This window comes from Cryobacterium sp. Y50, from assembly GCF_002929805.1.
In the GTDB taxonomy this organism is placed as follows: Bacteria; Actinomycetota; Actinomycetes; order Actinomycetales; family Microbacteriaceae; genus Cryobacterium.
The window spans coordinates 134,174-149,566 of record NZ_PJJM01000103.1; the positions used below are offsets into that span (position 1 = coordinate 134,174).

The 15,393-nt window shown below is 64.5% G+C and carries 15 protein-coding genes and 1 pseudogene; 6 read left to right on the forward strand and 10 right to left on the reverse strand.

The window, feature by feature from the left end:
* Nucleotides 1-138 precede the first annotated feature (138 nt).
* Nucleotides 139-390, reverse strand: a complete 252-nt coding sequence (locus CXY73_RS18645) for a hypothetical protein (RefSeq protein WP_104178563.1) — start codon at nt 388-390, stop codon at nt 139-141.
* 105 nt (nt 391-495) lie between these two features.
* Here CXY73_RS18645 and CXY73_RS18650 point away from each other — a divergent pair, with 105 nt between their 5' ends.
* From CXY73_RS18650 to CXY73_RS18665, 4 genes and pseudogenes are all read left to right on the forward strand, one after another.
* The gene (locus tag CXY73_RS18650; RefSeq protein ID WP_369831262.1) at nt 496-1,242 is read left to right on the forward strand and encodes a fibronectin type III domain-containing protein; all 747 of its coding nucleotides are present in this window, start codon (nt 496-498) and stop codon (nt 1,240-1,242) included.
* Nucleotides 1,179-1,578, forward strand: a pseudogene (locus CXY73_RS23020) (hypothetical protein); the annotation flags it as partial. The gene CXY73_RS18650 and the pseudogene CXY73_RS23020, both read left to right, overlap by 64 nt.
* Before the next feature lie 419 nt (nt 1,579-1,997).
* On the forward strand, nt 1,998-2,126 hold the full coding sequence (locus CXY73_RS23025; protein ID WP_304529285.1) for a PLD nuclease N-terminal domain-containing protein: 129 nt from the start codon (nt 1,998-2,000) through the stop codon (nt 2,124-2,126).
* 611 nt (nt 2,127-2,737) lie between these two features.
* A complete protein-coding gene (locus CXY73_RS18665; RefSeq protein ID WP_104178565.1) occupies nt 2,738-4,543 on the forward strand; it encodes an HNH endonuclease signature motif containing protein in 1,806 nt (601 codons plus the stop codon).
* Between the two features lie 357 nt (nt 4,544-4,900).
* Here CXY73_RS18665 and CXY73_RS18670 read toward each other — a convergent pair whose 3' ends face one another.
* The 5 genes from CXY73_RS18670 to xseA form a co-directional block, all read right to left on the reverse strand.
* Entirely contained in the window at nt 4,901-6,316 is a 1,416-nt protein-coding gene (locus CXY73_RS18670; protein ID WP_255411401.1) for an aspartate ammonia-lyase, read from the reverse strand.
* 68 nt (nt 6,317-6,384) lie between these two features.
* Entirely contained in the window at nt 6,385-7,035 is a 651-nt protein-coding gene (locus CXY73_RS18675) for a carbonic anhydrase (RefSeq protein WP_104138518.1), read from the reverse strand.
* Nucleotides 7,032-7,685 carry a DUF4245 domain-containing protein gene (locus CXY73_RS18680; protein WP_104178567.1) on the reverse strand — a complete coding sequence of 218 codons (654 nt, stop codon included), beginning with the start codon at nt 7,683-7,685 and terminating at the stop codon, nt 7,032-7,034. Before CXY73_RS18680 ends, CXY73_RS18675 begins: the two co-directional genes overlap by 4 nt.
* Nucleotides 7,682-7,933: an exodeoxyribonuclease VII small subunit gene (locus CXY73_RS18685; protein WP_092450460.1), complete on the reverse strand. Its 252-nt coding sequence runs from the start codon at nt 7,931-7,933 to the stop codon at nt 7,682-7,684. Before CXY73_RS18685 ends, CXY73_RS18680 begins: the two co-directional genes overlap by 4 nt.
* Nucleotides 7,934-7,938: 5 nt before the next feature.
* On the reverse strand, nt 7,939-9,162 hold the full coding sequence (xseA, locus tag CXY73_RS18690; RefSeq protein WP_104138510.1) for an exodeoxyribonuclease VII large subunit: 1,224 nt from the start codon (nt 9,160-9,162) through the stop codon (nt 7,939-7,941).
* Between the two features lie 132 nt (nt 9,163-9,294).
* Between xseA and CXY73_RS18695 the strand changes: the two genes are divergently transcribed.
* A complete protein-coding gene (locus CXY73_RS18695) occupies nt 9,295-10,335 on the forward strand; it encodes a 4-hydroxy-3-methylbut-2-enyl diphosphate reductase (protein ID WP_104178601.1) in 1,041 nt (346 codons plus the stop codon).
* A gap of 28 nt (nt 10,336-10,363) precedes the next feature.
* Here CXY73_RS18695 and CXY73_RS18700 read toward each other — a convergent pair whose 3' ends face one another.
* Together CXY73_RS18700 and fbaA are read right to left on the reverse strand one after the other, a co-directional pair.
* Nucleotides 10,364-10,978 (reverse strand): DUF6264 family protein, encoded by a 615-nt coding sequence (locus CXY73_RS18700; RefSeq protein WP_104178568.1) that lies wholly within the window; start codon nt 10,976-10,978, stop codon nt 10,364-10,366.
* A gap of 22 nt (nt 10,979-11,000) precedes the next feature.
* The gene (gene fbaA / locus CXY73_RS18705; RefSeq protein ID WP_104178569.1) at nt 11,001-12,026 is read right to left on the reverse strand and encodes a class II fructose-bisphosphate aldolase; all 1,026 of its coding nucleotides are present in this window, start codon (nt 12,024-12,026) and stop codon (nt 11,001-11,003) included.
* A gap of 207 nt (nt 12,027-12,233) precedes the next feature.
* Between fbaA and glpX the strand changes: the two genes are divergently transcribed.
* Nucleotides 12,234-13,166, forward strand: a complete 933-nt coding sequence (gene glpX, locus CXY73_RS18710; protein WP_104178570.1) for a class II fructose-bisphosphatase — start codon at nt 12,234-12,236, stop codon at nt 13,164-13,166.
* 122 nt (nt 13,167-13,288) lie between these two features.
* Here the strand turns inward: glpX and rmuC are convergent, their stop codons facing one another.
* Together rmuC and CXY73_RS18720 are read right to left on the reverse strand one after the other, a co-directional pair.
* Nucleotides 13,289-14,686: a DNA recombination protein RmuC gene (gene rmuC / locus CXY73_RS18715; RefSeq protein WP_104178571.1), complete on the reverse strand. Its 1,398-nt coding sequence runs from the start codon at nt 14,684-14,686 to the stop codon at nt 13,289-13,291.
* Between the two features lie 64 nt (nt 14,687-14,750).
* Nucleotides 14,751-15,365: an exonuclease domain-containing protein gene (locus CXY73_RS18720; protein ID WP_104138496.1), complete on the reverse strand. Its 615-nt coding sequence runs from the start codon at nt 15,363-15,365 to the stop codon at nt 14,751-14,753.
* Nucleotides 15,366-15,393: the final 28 nt, after the last annotated feature.

Consider the following 15,393-nt stretch of genomic DNA (forward strand, 5'->3'; position numbering starts at 1 on the left):
GGGAACAGGGAGCGGTCACGCTGCAGCTGGATCTGAGCGCGATCGTTTTCCCAACTTGGCGGACCTCGCCCGGCCAGAGTGATTTCGGTGTGCTTACGCTTCGAAAGGTCACTTGATGAGGGCACCAAACGGTATCGGTCAGAGTTCTGGGTGGTGGCCGGTTTTGTAGCAGGTACGGTTGGCGGCGCTGGTCGGTGCTTTGGGACTGGTGGTCCCGTTGGCTGTGCTCGGTGGCGCGATGCCAGCCTTGGCCGCCACCCCGTACGCGGTGACCGCTACCGTTCCCGTCGGCATCTTGCCGGGCGCGGTGGCGGTGAATAAAAAAACGGACACCGTGTACGTGGCCAACGCTAACAGCGACACGGTGTCGGTGATTACTGGCAGCGACACGGTGTCGGTGATTAGAACGGGAACACTAACACGGTGACCGCCACCGTGACCGTCGGCGACAGGCCGTACGGTGTGGCGGTGAATGAGGAAACGAACACCGTGTACGTGGCCAACTACCGTGGGGGCACGGTGTCGGTGATTGCTGGGGCCAGTAACACGGTGACCGCCACCGTGCCCGTCGGCGGACACCCGATCGGGGTGGCGGTGAATGAGACAACGAACACCGTGTACGTGACCAACGACGTTGGGGGCAGGGTGTCGGTGATTGACGGGGCCAGCAACACGGTGACGGCCACCGTAACCGCCGGGAACACCCCCTATGGGGTGGCGGTGAATGAGACCAGGAACACCGCGTACGTTGCCAACTACAGTGGGGGCACGGTGTCGGTGATTGCCCCCCTCCAGGTGACGGTGCCGGGTGCCCCGACGGGTGTTTCGGCTACGGCGCGTAGTGGGCAGGTGTCCGTGGCTTTCACCCCTCCGGCCAGTGACGGCGGCTCGGTCATCACCGGGTACACGGTCACTGCCACGGATACGACGACACCGGGCAATGGTGGGCAGACAGTGTCCGGGACCGGCAGCCCGATCGTGGTGACGGGTTTGACGAGCGGGGACAGCTACACGTTCACGGTGACGGCGACGAACACGGTTGGCGCTGGCGCCGCCTCCATTACATCCAGCGCCGTAAGTCAGGTAAAGCTGGTGGTCACGCCAACGGATTCGTCGTTGGCTATCACCGGTTCGCCTTACGCATTACCCATGGGACTGGCGGGACTTCTGCTGATATCTGGACTGGCTGTGCTCGGCTCCGCACGGTTGCGCAGTCAGTCGAGGACGCTGCACGTCGGCTGAGCCAGGACATGCCGATCAACACGGGGCCCGTGATCCACTCAGATCAAGGGTCTGCCTTGACCGGGTGACCAACCGGGGTACGCTCAAACTCATGCGCGGCGACCGGGACGTTTTCGGCCTGCACGGTCGCTCGGCGGAGCAGCGCCTCGCCATTGACCTGCTGCTCGACCCGAAAGATCGGCACTTTGTCGCTGGGAGGTCGAGCCGGAACGGGGAAGTCGACGCTCGCGCGTTGTACTCACCCACGACGTCGCCCAGCGTGACAATTTGCGAGTCGGCCGCTTCGACGGCGTGGCCAGCGCTATTGAAACGCTGAAGGGGCATCCGCTGTTCGCGACATCGCCGTAAGCGTCATTGGAGACGCCGGGGTTGTGCCGTCGCTCGAATTTACCGAACCTAATCTTGCGTTCAGCGTTGGCAGCTTTCAGGACGGGTCGATGTCAGTCAGGGTGCACTTTGCGCTTGAAAGCATGCCTGTCGGTCAGAGTGGCGATAACCATGATCAGTTTTGGGTGGAGATCTCCGGCCGTTCGCACCACGATCTGTCAACGCACCAGGTTTACCCGTGGCCTGGGCCGTTCGCGTCAGTGGATCCTTCACCATAGGCTGACGATATGGGTGACTCTATCAATCCTCTCCTCCCCGCCTGGTATGACATCGCGTGGACCACAATCTCGATTCTGCTGATTGTTTTGGTCATCGTGGCGCTCGTCTAGATAGTTCAAACCGCTAAGCGCCTCACCGCAACGCAAGCGCTGATCTGGACACTCCTGACGATTTTCGTGCCGGTCGTCGGGCCGATCGCATGGCTTTCGGTTGGGCGCCGGTCAGGTCGCGCCCCAACGCAGCCCCGCGCAGACCTCAAGTCTTCCTCCACGGAGTGAGCTGTGTGTCGCGTAGGGTGATCCGCTTGAGGCGCTGCTCCGCTGATGGTTCGGCGAATTCGGGCGGCCAGCGCGGTGTTCACCTGGGGCTCCGTCACTGCTGGCATGGCTGCGCTCTTCTTCGGCGGCATCCTGCTGGAGCGCGGACCGCCATCTCGGTCAGCTTGACCGAACGCAGCAGCCACGTCGGAGTAGGCGACAGCGAACGTTGCACGTCGCTGCCGGGACCTCCAACGCCAGCCGTCGACCAGATTGGCGTGCTCCGCCCGGGTGATTGAGCCCACACGGCCACACTGAGCCGAATGCCCGACGTGCGATGACTCATGTCGGTCACACACGTCAGGTCAGTTGCAATCCGGCTTGTGCTGGGTTGCCCGAAAATCGAGCGCGAGGCCAGTGTTCGTCCCGCAGAGGGTTCACATGCGGGACGGCTGCAAGGGTCTCCCTCGGTCCTGAAAACATATCTTTGGGTATTCTTTGACCAATTTTGCCGATTTAGTGCTTTTAGGCATGATTATTCCTCGGGAATGTCGGTGGTCGGGTGTTGGGTTGAATTATGAACAACTTCGCAGTGGAACTCACCCGGGCGGCGGCCGCTGTCGCCGCGGTCGGTGGTTCCAGCGCTGAGCAGCCTGTCCGACGCCGCGGTCCTGGCGGCGCGTGGCCCGATCGCCGACCTGCTTCGGTTGAGCAACACGGCCGCCGCGATGCTGGCGGGCACGATTGCAGACCGGTCTCGGCCAGAGTTTGGGCAGTCGGGGTTGGCGGCGCGGCACGGGTTTGGCAACGCGACGCTAATGGTGCGGCAGGCCACCGGCCTCAGCCGTATTGAGGCTGGCCGGTTGGTGGCGGTTGGAGTGCTGATGAGCGGCACCGAAACCGCCGAGCGTCTCACGGCCGAGGCGGAACATGAAGCAGCGCGGGCCACGCAGGCCGCCGCTGGTGCTGCTACGGAGGCGACGGCGAAAGCCGAGCGGGAAGCGGAGCGTGAAGCCGTCCGCTGGGCCGCCCGTGAGGCGGAGCGCGCGGCAGCGTGGGCCGTAACGCACCCCGATCTGCCCTTGCCGGCCGCCGTGCCTCGCCCGGTCGTGCCAGTCGTCCCGGTGCTTCCGGTAACCCCGGCATCCCTGGTGGTGCCGCCGGTCGTGGTGGTGCCGCCGGTCGTGGTGGTGCCGTGGCAGGCGCCGATCATGCACGCCGTCGCCGAAGGCACCTTCTCGCCCGGCGTTGGTGACGCGCTGCTGCGAGGCCTCGGCACCCTGGATCAGGCGATCACCGCCGAGAAACTCGCCGCCGCGCTGCTGGTGTTGCTGGTGGAGGCTCCGGGCATGAACACCGAGCAGGCCTACAAGCGAGCCCGGCGACTGCGGGACGACCTTGACGCTGCGGGCATTCTGGCGCGGGAGAAGCAGGCCCGCGACGACACGACCTGGTCGTTGTGGCGACGGGCAGACGGCATGGTGACCCTGCATGCGCTGATGGCACCCGAGCAGGGCGAACTGTGGATGGCGACCTACGACGCACTCACCAGCCCGCGGCGCGGCGGCGTACGATTCGTCGACCCCGAACGCGCAGCGTGGGCGCAGAGCGTCAAGGACGACCCGCGCCCCGTGGCTCAGATCGCCGCGGACTCCTTCACCCAATTACTCAAGCTCGGCGCTGACGCCGACCCCAACACCCTGTTCGGCGGGCGCCGCCCGGTCGTGCAGGTCATCGTCACCGAACACGACCGCCCCACCAGTATCCCGGCGCCCTCGACCTTCCCGGCCCCGAGCGGGCGAACCGCCACAGCGGATGCCCCAGTCATGACCCCGGCCGCGACGACGTCCAACTCGCCCTTCGGATACATCGAGGGCAACCCTGCACCGGTGTCGGCGGAAACGATCGAACGGCATCTCTGCGACACCGGCTACCTCGGCATCCTCTTCTCCCAGACCGGGCAACCCCTCAACGTTGGACGCGATGAGCGTCTCTTCAACCGTGAGCAACGCCGCGCCCTCGCGGCGCGCGACGGCGGATGCCGCTGGCCCGGCTGCGACCAGTCACCGTCGTGGTCAGAATCACATCACGTCGAAAATTGGGCTGATCTGGGACTTTCCAACATCGATCACGCCATATTGCTCTGTGCTCACCACCATATGCTGCTCCATAACCAGCACTGGAAAATCCTTCTCCAGAGCGGACTGTATTGGCTGCAACCCCCGGTTGAGATCGACCCGAAGCAGGCGCTGATCGCCCTGCCCAGTAAGAACCCGCTCATGCAGCCGCCACTCGCGCTCAACCAGCCGACGTCAACTACCGCCGTGGCTGGCACGGCAGATCACGGCGCGTCACGGGATGGCGGTCTCGGCAGGCTCGACCAACGGCGTGGGGATGACCCGAGAGCGGGTCACCAACACGACGACTACCGGCATTGAAATTGTCGTGCCGCCGTGGCCCTGCGCCTTCTGTCCCGTCCACTCTCAGAGGCACACCGATGGTCGTGCTACTTTCCCCGCCAGGGAGTGCCTTTCCCCTGTGCTCTCCGGCTCGCTGACACACGTTGCGGTGGAGACGCTCGCGTTGAAGGCCGCAGCGCGTCTCAGACGGCCTATTCGATGAATGTGAGAAACCGGGGGACCCGAACTGGGCGTGCTGGGACGACAGCAGCGATCGTTCTGTTGGCGGGGCTGAAATCAGCGAGTGGCACCGTCCACAGCTTGGAGAGTTAACGACAGCGAGTGTTGCCGATAACGCTTGAGGCGCATCGGCAACACTCGCTGTCGGTGGTGCGGTTACTTCTTTTGCGGAGGACGCGTCATGCTCAGCACGTCGAGCGCGGTGTCGAGCTCGGCGAGCGTGAGGTCACCTCGCTCGACGTGGCCGAGCGCGATGACGGACTCGCGCACGGTGAGTCCGTCGGCTACGGCCTTCTTGGCCACCTTGGCGGCGGCTTCGTAGCCGATGACGCGGTTGAGCGGGGTGACGATCGACGGCGACTTCTCGGCCAGGGCGCGAGCGTGCTCGAGGTTGGCGACGAGGCCGTCGACGGTCTTGTCGGCGAGCACCCGGGTGGCGTTGGTGAGGAGGCGGATCGACTCCAGCAGGGCGGTTCCCATCACTGGGATGCCGACGTTGAGTTCGAACGAGCCGGAGGCACCGGACCAGGCGATCGTGGCATCGTTGCCGATGACACGCGAGCAGACCATGAGCACGGCCTCTGGGATAACCGGATTGACCTTACCGGGCATGATCGACGAGCCGGGCTGCAGGTCTGGGATGTTGATCTCGCCGAAGCCCGTGTTTGGGCCGGATCCCATCCAGCGCAGGTCGTTGCAGATCTTGGTGAGCGAAACGGCGATGGTGCGGAGCGCCCCGGAGGCGTCGACGAGGCCGTCGCGGTTGGCCTGGGCCTCGAAGTGGTCGCGCGCCTCAGTGATCGGTAGTTCGGTTTCCCGCACCAACAGCTCGATGACCAGCTGCGGAAAGCCATACGGTGTGTTGATGCCGGTACCGACCGCGGTGCCGCCGAGCGGAACCTCGGCGATGCGGGGGAGGGCGGTGCGGATGCGCTCGATGCCGAGACGCATCTGGCGGGCGTAGCCGCCGAACTCCTGGCCGAGGGTAACCGGCGTGGCATCCATAAGGTGGGTGCGGCCGGCCTTGACGGCTTCTTTCCACAGTTCGGCCTTGGTCTCGAAGGAGACGGCCAGGTGGTCGAGCGAAGGGATGAGATCGTCGATCAAGGCGCTCGTGACTGCGATGTGCACCGAGGTCGGGAACACGTCGTTGGAGGACTGGCTCGCATTGACGTGGTCGTTCGGGTGCACCGAGCGGCCGAGCGCGCGGGTCGCCAGCGTCGCGATGACCTCGTTCATGTTCATGTTCGATGAGGTGCCGCTGCCGGTCTGGTAGACGTCGATCGGAAACTCGGTGTCGAACTGGCCGGTGATGACCTCATCAGCGGCCGAGGCGATCGCGTTGGCGATGTCGTGGTCGAGCACGCCGAGCTGGGCGTTGGCGAGAGCCGCCGACTTCTTGATGCGGGCGAGAGCCGCGATCTGCGCAGACTCGAGTGTAGAGCCGGAAATCGGAAAGTTCTCGACGGCGCGCTGGGTTTGGGCACCGTAGAGAGCATCCGTTGGAACGCGGACCTCACCCATCGTGTCGTGTTCGATCCGGTAGCCGGTTTGTGCGGAGGTGTCCACCACTGTGTGCATTCCCTTTCGGTGCTGTATGAGAGTCGTGCTGTGCGCAACGGGTGCGCGGATGGTCTGGTCTAAATGACGCCCACCACGATGTTGGGGTCGGCGTATCCTTCGCGGAGGACGTAGTTCGCACCGACGATAGCCAATGTACCGGCTGCGATGGCCGCGCTGATCACCTCGGACTGCTCGAGCAGCTCGGTGACCGTGTCTTTGAGGTGTTCCCGGCCGACCTGACCGGTATCGATCAGCGTTGGATCCAGCTGAGCGGATGCCGCCTGCCCGCTGACTCGACGCACGGCCGGCACGATCTTCTCGATGATACGAGCGATGTGCACGGGCAGAGCCGGGGCATCCGCTGCTTGAGAATCGATCGCGGCACGCACGGCACCGCACTCGTCGTGGCCTAATACCAAGATGAGTGGAACGTGCAGCACGGCGACGGCATATTCCAGCGAACCGAGCACGGATGACGAGATGATCTGGCCGGCGTTGCGCACGACAAACAGGTCGCCGAGCCCCTGGTCGAAGATGATCTCGGCGGCGAGCCGGGAGTCGCTGCAGCCAAATAGCGCGGCGTGCGGTGTCTGCTGTTCGACGAGTTCGGCCCGCCGGTCAACATCCTCACGGTGCCGGGGAGTGCCGGCAACATAGCGCTCATTGCCCTCGCGCAGTTCGTTCCAGGCCTGTGCCGGAGACGGGAAGGCCGTCGATGACCGGTTCATTCGGCTCCATTCTGTGCGATGTTGGCGGCCAACGAAGTGGCGAGGGTCTCGAAGTCGTCGGTGGGCGCCGTTCCGATCAGCAGATAGGTGCTCGGGCCGGCTGTTGTCACGAGCGCGTAGTCGAAATTACCCCGGTCAGCGGCCGGAGCGCTGTTGCGATAGACGTCCCAGGTGACGCCAGAGATGCTGACCGTGTCGATGACAGGGGAGCCGGGCAGCTTCTGGGCCAGCCAGGTGGGGTTGGCGTCGAAGGCCTGGTCGAAGCCGATGAACTGGTTTTCGGGCGTGATTAGGCCGATGTACCAGGACGGAACCTGGTCGTTCGCTCCGGCCCGCCACTCGGCGTCGTTGGCGCTCCAGCCGTCGGGTAGCTCCGGGCTGGCCAGAGTGTGGTCAACTACCGGCGCCAGCTGGGCGGCGATGCTCTGATAGTCGGCGTCGCGGGTGATCGGATTGTCGTTGCGCGGCACCAGCAGCACGAGCACGAGCACGGCTCCCACCGTCGCCAGCAGTGATAGCACGAGGTTGTTCACGGTCTTGTGCGACCGGTACTTGCGCGAGTTCTCGGCGAGCCGGTCGGCGGTCTCCTGTGGAGTCTCCGGTCGGCCGAGCTCGGCGACGACGCGCGGCGGTTTGGGGGCGCGGCTCATCTGGTGGGTGTGGCGTCTTCGGAGGGTGTGGTCGCGGCCAGGCGGGCCGCGTCGAGGCGGGCCTTGGCGCCGATCAGCCATTCCTCGCAACGACGGGCCAGAGCTTCGCCGCGTTCCCACAGCGCGAGCGACTGCTCCAGGGTGCTCGAACCCTGTTCGAGTTCGTTGACGACGCGAATGAGCTCGTCGCGGGCCTGCTCGTAGCTGAGTTCACTGATGGTGGGGGCAGGCGAGGTCATGGCATCCATTCTAATTATTTCGACACGGCGGCGGGAACGTCCGCGGTGGCAGCGACGGTTCCATCGGCCAGGGTGAGCAACAGCTTGGTGCCGGCCGGGGCGTCCTCGGCTCGGCGCAGCACGTGGCCGTCGGGCGTCTGGGCGATCGCATAGCCGCGATCCAGGGTGCCCTGTGGCGAGAGTGCGCGCAGCTGGGAGCGCAGTTCCACCACCGTGGCTCCGGCGCGCTCCAGAATGCGCATGGTCAGTTCGGCGCCGCGGGCGACGTACCGGGTCAGGTCTTCACTGCGGGAATCGATGATCCAGCCTGAGTCGACGAGCACCGGGCGGCTGCGCAGCTGCACGATCCGATCGATTTCCGACGAGAGGATGCCGGTGAGCCGGCTACTGAGACGGGCCCTGGCCTGCTGCACCCGGTCCAGTTCGTCGCTGACGTCGGGGACGACGCGTTTGGCGGCGTCCGTCGGAGTGGAGGCCCGCAGGTCGGCGACATCGTCGAGCAGCGGCCGGTCGGCCTCGTGCCCGATAGCGCTGACCAGCGGCGTCACGCAGGCTGCGGCAGCGCGCACGAGAATCTCGTCGCTGAAAGTGAGCAGGTTTTGAAAGTCACCGCCGCCGCGGGCGACGATGATAACATCCACCTCCGGGTCGGCGTCGAGGCGTTGGATGGCGCTCGTGACCTCGCCGACGGCACGGTCTCCCTGCACGGCGGCGTGCGCGACCCGAAAATTCACCGCCGGCCAGCGCAGTTGCGCGTTGCGAATGACGTCTTTCTCGGCGTCGGAGTCTTTACCGGTCACGAGGCCGATGCAGTGCGGCAGAAACGGCAGGCGCTTCTTGAGGGACGCATCGAAGAGTCCCTCGCTCGCGAGCTGCTTGCGCAGTCGTTCGAGTCGTTCGAGCAGGTCTCCGAGCCCGACGTGACGCATCTCGAAGGCCTGCATAGTGAGGGTGCCGCCCTTGACCCAGAAGTTGGGCTTGACCAGCGCGACAACGCGGTCGCCGGCCTTGAAATCGGCGGTCAGTTTGGCGCGTACCGACGACCAGATGGTAAAGCTCACGGTGGCGTCTTCGGTGAGATCCTTGAGCTTGCCGTAGACGTTGCCGCCGCTCGCCCCCCACTGGGTGATCTCGCCCTCGACCCAGACCATACCCAGGCGCTCGATATAACCACGAATTTTGCCCGAGAGCAGGGCGACCGGCCACGGCGTTTCGACGGTGGCGGGGGTATCCGTCATGCGGCTGTCCTTGGCGTTGCGCTGGCGTGGGGCACAGGCTGGTCCTCCCAGAGTTCTTCATTCGTGCGTGCGTAGACTGAGGCGGTGAATACAGCGCAAACCAAGAGCACTCCGCCCGTTATCGGCTTGGGCATGCCGCGCATTCCAAGCATCCGCAACAGGCTCAAGGATACCCCGGTGGTCGGACACAAACGGGTGCTGCTCGCCGCCCCCCGCGGCTACTGCGCCGGAGTCGACCGTGCAGTCATCGCCGTCGAGAAGGCGCTCGAGCACTACGGCGCCCCGGTATATGTGCGCAAGCAGATCGTGCACAACATTCACGTGGTCTCCGAGCTCGAAAGTCTTGGTGCCATCTTTGTCGACGAGGTCGACGAGGTTCCGCGCGGCGCGCACATTGTATTCAGCGCGCATGGCGTCTCTCCGGCCGTCGTCAACGCCGCCGCCGCCCGCGGCCTGCAGGCCATCGATGCCACCTGCCCGCTCGTGACCAAGGTGCACCGCGAAGCCGTGCGCTTCGCTCGTGACGACTTTCAGATTCTGCTGATCGGCCACGAAGGCCATGAAGAGGTTGAGGGCACTGCCGGTGAAGCGCCCGAGCACACGACGCTCGTCGGCAGCCCGGATGCTGCCGACACGGTCATCGTGCGTGATCCAGACAAGGTGGTCTGGCTGTCGCAGACCACACTGAGCGTCGACGAGACCATGGAAACCGTGCGCCGGCTGCGGGCACGGTTTCCCAACCTGCAGGATCCGCCGAGCGACGACATTTGCTACGCCACTCAGAACCGTCAGGTCGCCATCAAGAAGGTCGCCCGCGACTCCGACCTGGTGATCGTGGTCGGCTCAGCCAATTCGTCCAACTCCGTGCGCCTCGTCGAGGTAGCGCTGGAATACGGCGCGAAGGCCGCCTATCGCGTGGACTTCGCGAGTGAGGTCAAACAGGAGTGGCTCGACAACGCGACGACCGTCGGTGTGACGAGCGGGGCATCCGTCCCTGAAGAACTCGTCGAAGAACTGCTCGCTGCCCTCGCCGACGCCGGCTACAACGACGTTGAGCAGGTCAAGACCGCCGAAGAAGACCTGGTCTTCTCACTGCCCAAGGAATTGCGCACCAACGTCTCCGGAGAAACGGATACCCGTGCCTTCGGTGGTCGCGCCGCCCCTGCCGAGTAGACGGCCGGGGCGGTTCAGCGGCTGAAAGCTACTGGCGGCTGAGAAACTCGATCAGGGTCGGGTCATTCAACATCGCGGCGAGCATGAAGGCGAACATCGTCACGGTCGACACGGCGCCAGCAATCAGCGGTACGTAGAACGCTCGGCGTCGCCGCAGCAGCAGACGCACCGACACCGCGGCAGTGGCGAGCCAGATAAACACCACCGCAATGGCCCCGACCGAGGTCAACGGGCCGATGCTGACCCCCGGAGTGTAGGTGCCCAGGCCCTGCTGCGTGTAGATCAGCTGCATGGCATCGGGGAGTGCGCCGAGCGAGAACGCGCCATACAAGGTAGACAGGAGCCCGACGGCCAGCAGCCCGATGGTCAGCGGTCGGTCCCAGCGGGGTACGGTGCGCTGGGCTGGCTGGTGCGGCTGCCCCGTCTGGAACGGCTGTCCCGGCTGGAACGGCACTGCGGGAACGGCTGGTGGCTGTGCGGTCGGTGGCACGCCGGCGCCCGCACCAGCGATGGGGGCTGGAGCGTCAACCCGGTCCTGGTCCTGCGGAGGTTTCCAGGTCCAGCCCTCAGGGGCGAGTTCGCCGTACTGGGGGCGGGGACGAGGGTCTGGCGGGGGTGGAACGGAGTTCGGGTTCTCTGTCATTGCTGTAACTGCCGTCATTGCCCTAACTGTTTGAGCGCCCGGCGGAGCCGAGCTGGCGGGTGGCATCGACGACGCGAGCGGCCATGGCCGACTCGGCCACTTTGCCCCAGGCGCGCGGATCATAAACCTTCTTGTTGCCGACTTCACCGTCAACCTTGATCACGCTGTCGTAGTTCTTGAGTATGTAGTCGGCGATGGAGCGGGTGAAGGCGTACTGGGTGTCGGTGTCGATGTTCATCTTCACGACACCGTTGGCGACGGCTTCGGCGATTTCGGCATCCGTTGAGCCCGAGCCGCCGTGAAAGACGAGGTCGAGCGGCAGAGCAGCGAGCCCGAACTTGGCCGACAGGCCGGTCTGGATCTCCTTGAGCAGTTCCGGGCGCAGCTTCACGTTGCCAGGCTTGTAGACGCCGTGCACGTTGCCGAAGGTGAGAGCGGCCATATAGCGGCCCTGCTCGCCGAGGCCGAGGGCCTCGACCATCTTGATCGCGTCGTCGAGGGTCGTGTACAGGTTCTCGTTCACGTCGGCCTGTACGCCGTCTTCCTCGCCGCCGACGGCGCCGATCTCCACCTCGAGAATGGCGTTGATGGCGCGGGTGCGCTTAAGAATATCGGTAGCGATACCGAGGTTCTTGTCGAGCGCGATGGCCGAACCGTCCCACATGTGTGACTGGAAAATGGGGTGGCCGCCATCGGCTACCGCTGACTCCGAGGCTTCGATGAGCGGAATGACGAAGTCACCGAGTGCGCCCTCGGGGCAGTGATCGGTGTGCAGCGCAACGGTGATCGGATAGTTGTCGGCGACCGCGTGTGCGAAGCGGGCAAAGGCAAGTGCGCCGGAGGCACGGTTCTTCACGGTATGGCCGGCGAAGTAGTCGGCGCCACCGGTGGTGACCTGGATGATGCCGTCAGATCCGGCCTCGGTGAGGCCCTGAAGCACGGCGTTGATGCTCTGCGACGAAGACACGTTGAATGCCGGGTAAGCGAACCCGCCGGTCTTCGCTTTGTCGAGCATTTCGGCGTACTGGTCCGGGGTTGCGATGGGCATTGCGTCTCCTCGAAAGTGTGCGGGGGTGTGAACCGAGTCTAGCCACGCCCGACCCCGGCGTTCGGTCGCGATAAGGTGACTCGGGCGGACATTCCGCGCGACCCGCCGCGCATCCGCCGTAATCGAAGTCGAACTTACGTCCGGGAGGACCTTTTGAACAGCACTGAGACCCCCACTCTGTTTCAACACCCCGACCGTAATCTCGCTATGGAGCTCGTGCGCGCCACCGAAGCTGCAGCCATCCGCGCCGTACCGTTCATCGGCCGCGGCGACAAGAATGCCGCTGACAAGGCCGCCGTCGACGCCATGCGCGCGTTCCTCGGCACTGTCAACTTCGATGGGCTCATCGTCATTGGCGAGGGCGAAAAAGATAAGGCCCCCATGCTTTTCAACGGTGAGCACGTCGGAAACGGCCGTGGCCCCGCCTGCGACATTGCCGTGGACCCGATCGACGGAACCAGCCTCACCGCAGCCGGCCGCCAGAACGCCGTCTCCGTCATCGCCGTCTCCGACCGCGGCACTATGCTCGACGCCTCGTCGATTTTCTACATGGACAAAATCGTTACCGGTGGCGCCGGCCGTGGCGTGGTCAATCTCGACCAGACGATTGGCGACAACCTTCGTGAACTTGCCAAAGCACTGAAGAAGCCAGTGGGAGAACTGACGGTGGCCGTGCTTGACCGTCCGCGCCACGCCGGCCTGATTGACGCCATCCGCACTGCCGGTGCCGGCACACGACTCATGCTCGATGGCGACGTTGCCGGTGGCATCAATGCGGCCCGCTACGAGACCCGCATCGATATGTGCGTCGGAATCGGCGGCAGCCCGGAGGGCATCACGACGGCGTGCGCACTCAAAGCCCTTGACGGCTATATGCAGGGCCGGCTCGCCCCGAAGGATGACGCCGAACGCGCCAAGGGTATAGCTGCCGGACTCGACATCGACAAGCTGCTTGAGATCGACGACATGGTCAGCGGCGATAACACTTTCTTCGTGGCGACCGGCGTGACCGATGGTGGACTCGTCGACGGAGTGCGCCGCAAGGGCCCGATGATTCGCACCGAAAGCATCGTGCTGCGGTCGCGTTCGGGTACGGCTCGTCGCGTCATCGCGGAGCACCTCGCGGCGAAGTGGCTGTAGTCACCTCGCACTAGGGCGTCACACGATTGCACGTCTCGGGTCTGTTCGATCAGGCTCGAGGCGCACTTCTTTCTGTGCCGTCCGTAGGTCACTACACGCGCAGGTCGGATTCGCAAAGTGACTTATTTTGACAAGCGAACTTTGATAACGCTGTGCTGCGCCTCGTTTAGTTCGGAACCGTCCAAGTCAACTGGAAGATCCAGCGTGTCGAGTTCTTCGGCCGGCGCCTCCAACTCGGGCGCGGTCAGTTTGCGCGGTGAATCATGAATGATGGCCGGTTCGGTGAGCAGCCCGATCTTGGTCTGGTCGATCCCCGGAAACTGTCGCGCGGTCACGAGCACCCGCGACTCGAGCGAGTTGGCGAACTTGTTATAGCTGTCCACCGTGCGTTCGAGTGCCTTGCGCAGCGACTCGGCATGGCCAGACAGCGCACCGAGGCGCTGATACAGGGCGTTGCCGAGGTCGAACAGTTTCTGGGCCTCGTCGGTGACCGCTTGCTGTTGCCAAGTGAAGGCCACAGTCTTGAGCACGGCCCACAGGTTCACCGGTGACGCTAGGGCGACCCGTTTGCTAAACGAGTAGTCGAGGATCGACGGGTCTGCCTCGAGCGCTGCCGACAGCAGGGATTCGCTCGGTATAAAGGCGATCACGAACTCGGGGCTGGCATCGAAGCCTTCCCAATAGGTCTTTTTAGCGAGGGCGTCGATGTGGGCGCGCACGGCCTTGACATGCTTGTCGATCAGCACCTTACGGCGGGCGCCCTCCTCGCCGGTGGCAGTGAAGGGTATGGTGCTCGCCTCTATGTAGTGCTCGAGCGGAACCTTGGCGTCGATGGCGATCGATTTGTTGCCGGGCAGGCGAACGACCATGTCCGGTCGGCCGAGCCCGGCATCCGTCGTGATATTGGTCTGCGTGTTGAAATCGACATACTGGGCGAGTCCGGCCGCTTCGACCACGCGTCGCAGCTGCGTCTCGCCCCAGACACCGCGGGTGCTGTTGGAACGTAGTGCACTCGCGAGCGATTCGGTGGTCACCCGCAGCTGCTGGTCAGAGATCTGGGCCTGCTTAAGCTGCTCCGATAGCGATCCATATTGTTCGCTGCGCTGCGCTTCAAGCTCGGTGACCTTCTCCTGCATGGTGCGCAGGGTCTCGCGCACCGGGCTGAGGGCCTCGATTACGAGGTGTTCGCGTTTCTCCCGTTCGGACTGCAACTGCTGGTCAGACCGTTGCCGTTCCGTGGCCTCGCGCGTCGTCGCCCGGTCATGGTCGATCTGCGCGCTGAGCCCGTCTACGGTCGCGAGGGCGGCAGACAGCTCGCTCTGTAGCGCCGCGCGAACGGTCGCCTCGCGGGTTCGAGCCTCGGCGAGTGCTGCCTGGTGGCGGGCCTCGAGCACAGCGGAGTCGACCGAGCCGTCACCCTCCCCGGTGGTGCGGCGGCGTTGCAACAGCACCATGGTCAGCAGTACGCCCAACGCGACGCCGATGACGAGACCGATGATCAAACTCAGCAGTGGTTCCATGCTTGAAGTCTGACAGCGACCACCGACATTAACGGAATGAGACTCGGATCAGGCCAAATACACTCTAGTTGAGCGCCATCGGCCCATGGGTCGAGGCGTGTTCCCGGGTAGCCACCGGTCCGATCACGCCGACCTTGACCCGGGTGACGTGGGCGAGCTGCTCAAGCGTGTCGACCTCGTGACGCTTCGCGGCGTGGATCATGATGGCCGCGCAGGCTTCAGCGTCTGCGAGCGCATTGTGGTGCGAGAAGTTTTCGAAGCCGGCCGCCATGGCTGCGACCGGCAGCCGATAGGACTCGAGGTGGTAGGTGCGTCGGGCTACCTGCAGGCTGCAGACGTAGCGAAAATCTGGTACAGGCTGCCCGGTCACGGTCGACGCCGTTTTGATCACGCCGAGGTCGAAACCGGCGTTGTGGGCAACGAGATAGTCGTCACCGACGAAGGCGATCAGCTGTGAAAGCTGCTCGGCCCAACTGGCCGCGCCCACGACATCCGCTGCGGTAATTCCGTGAATACGGGTGTTCCACTCAGAGAAGGCATCGTGGCCGGGAGGCGGCTGAATGAGCCAGTAGGCCGAATCGACGACGATTCCGTCACGCACTTTCACCATCCCGACGGAGCACGCCGAGGCAGCCGAGGAGTTAGCGGTTTCAAAATCGATCGCGGTGAAATTCAGCACACCTTATGGTCTCATGGGCCACCGACAC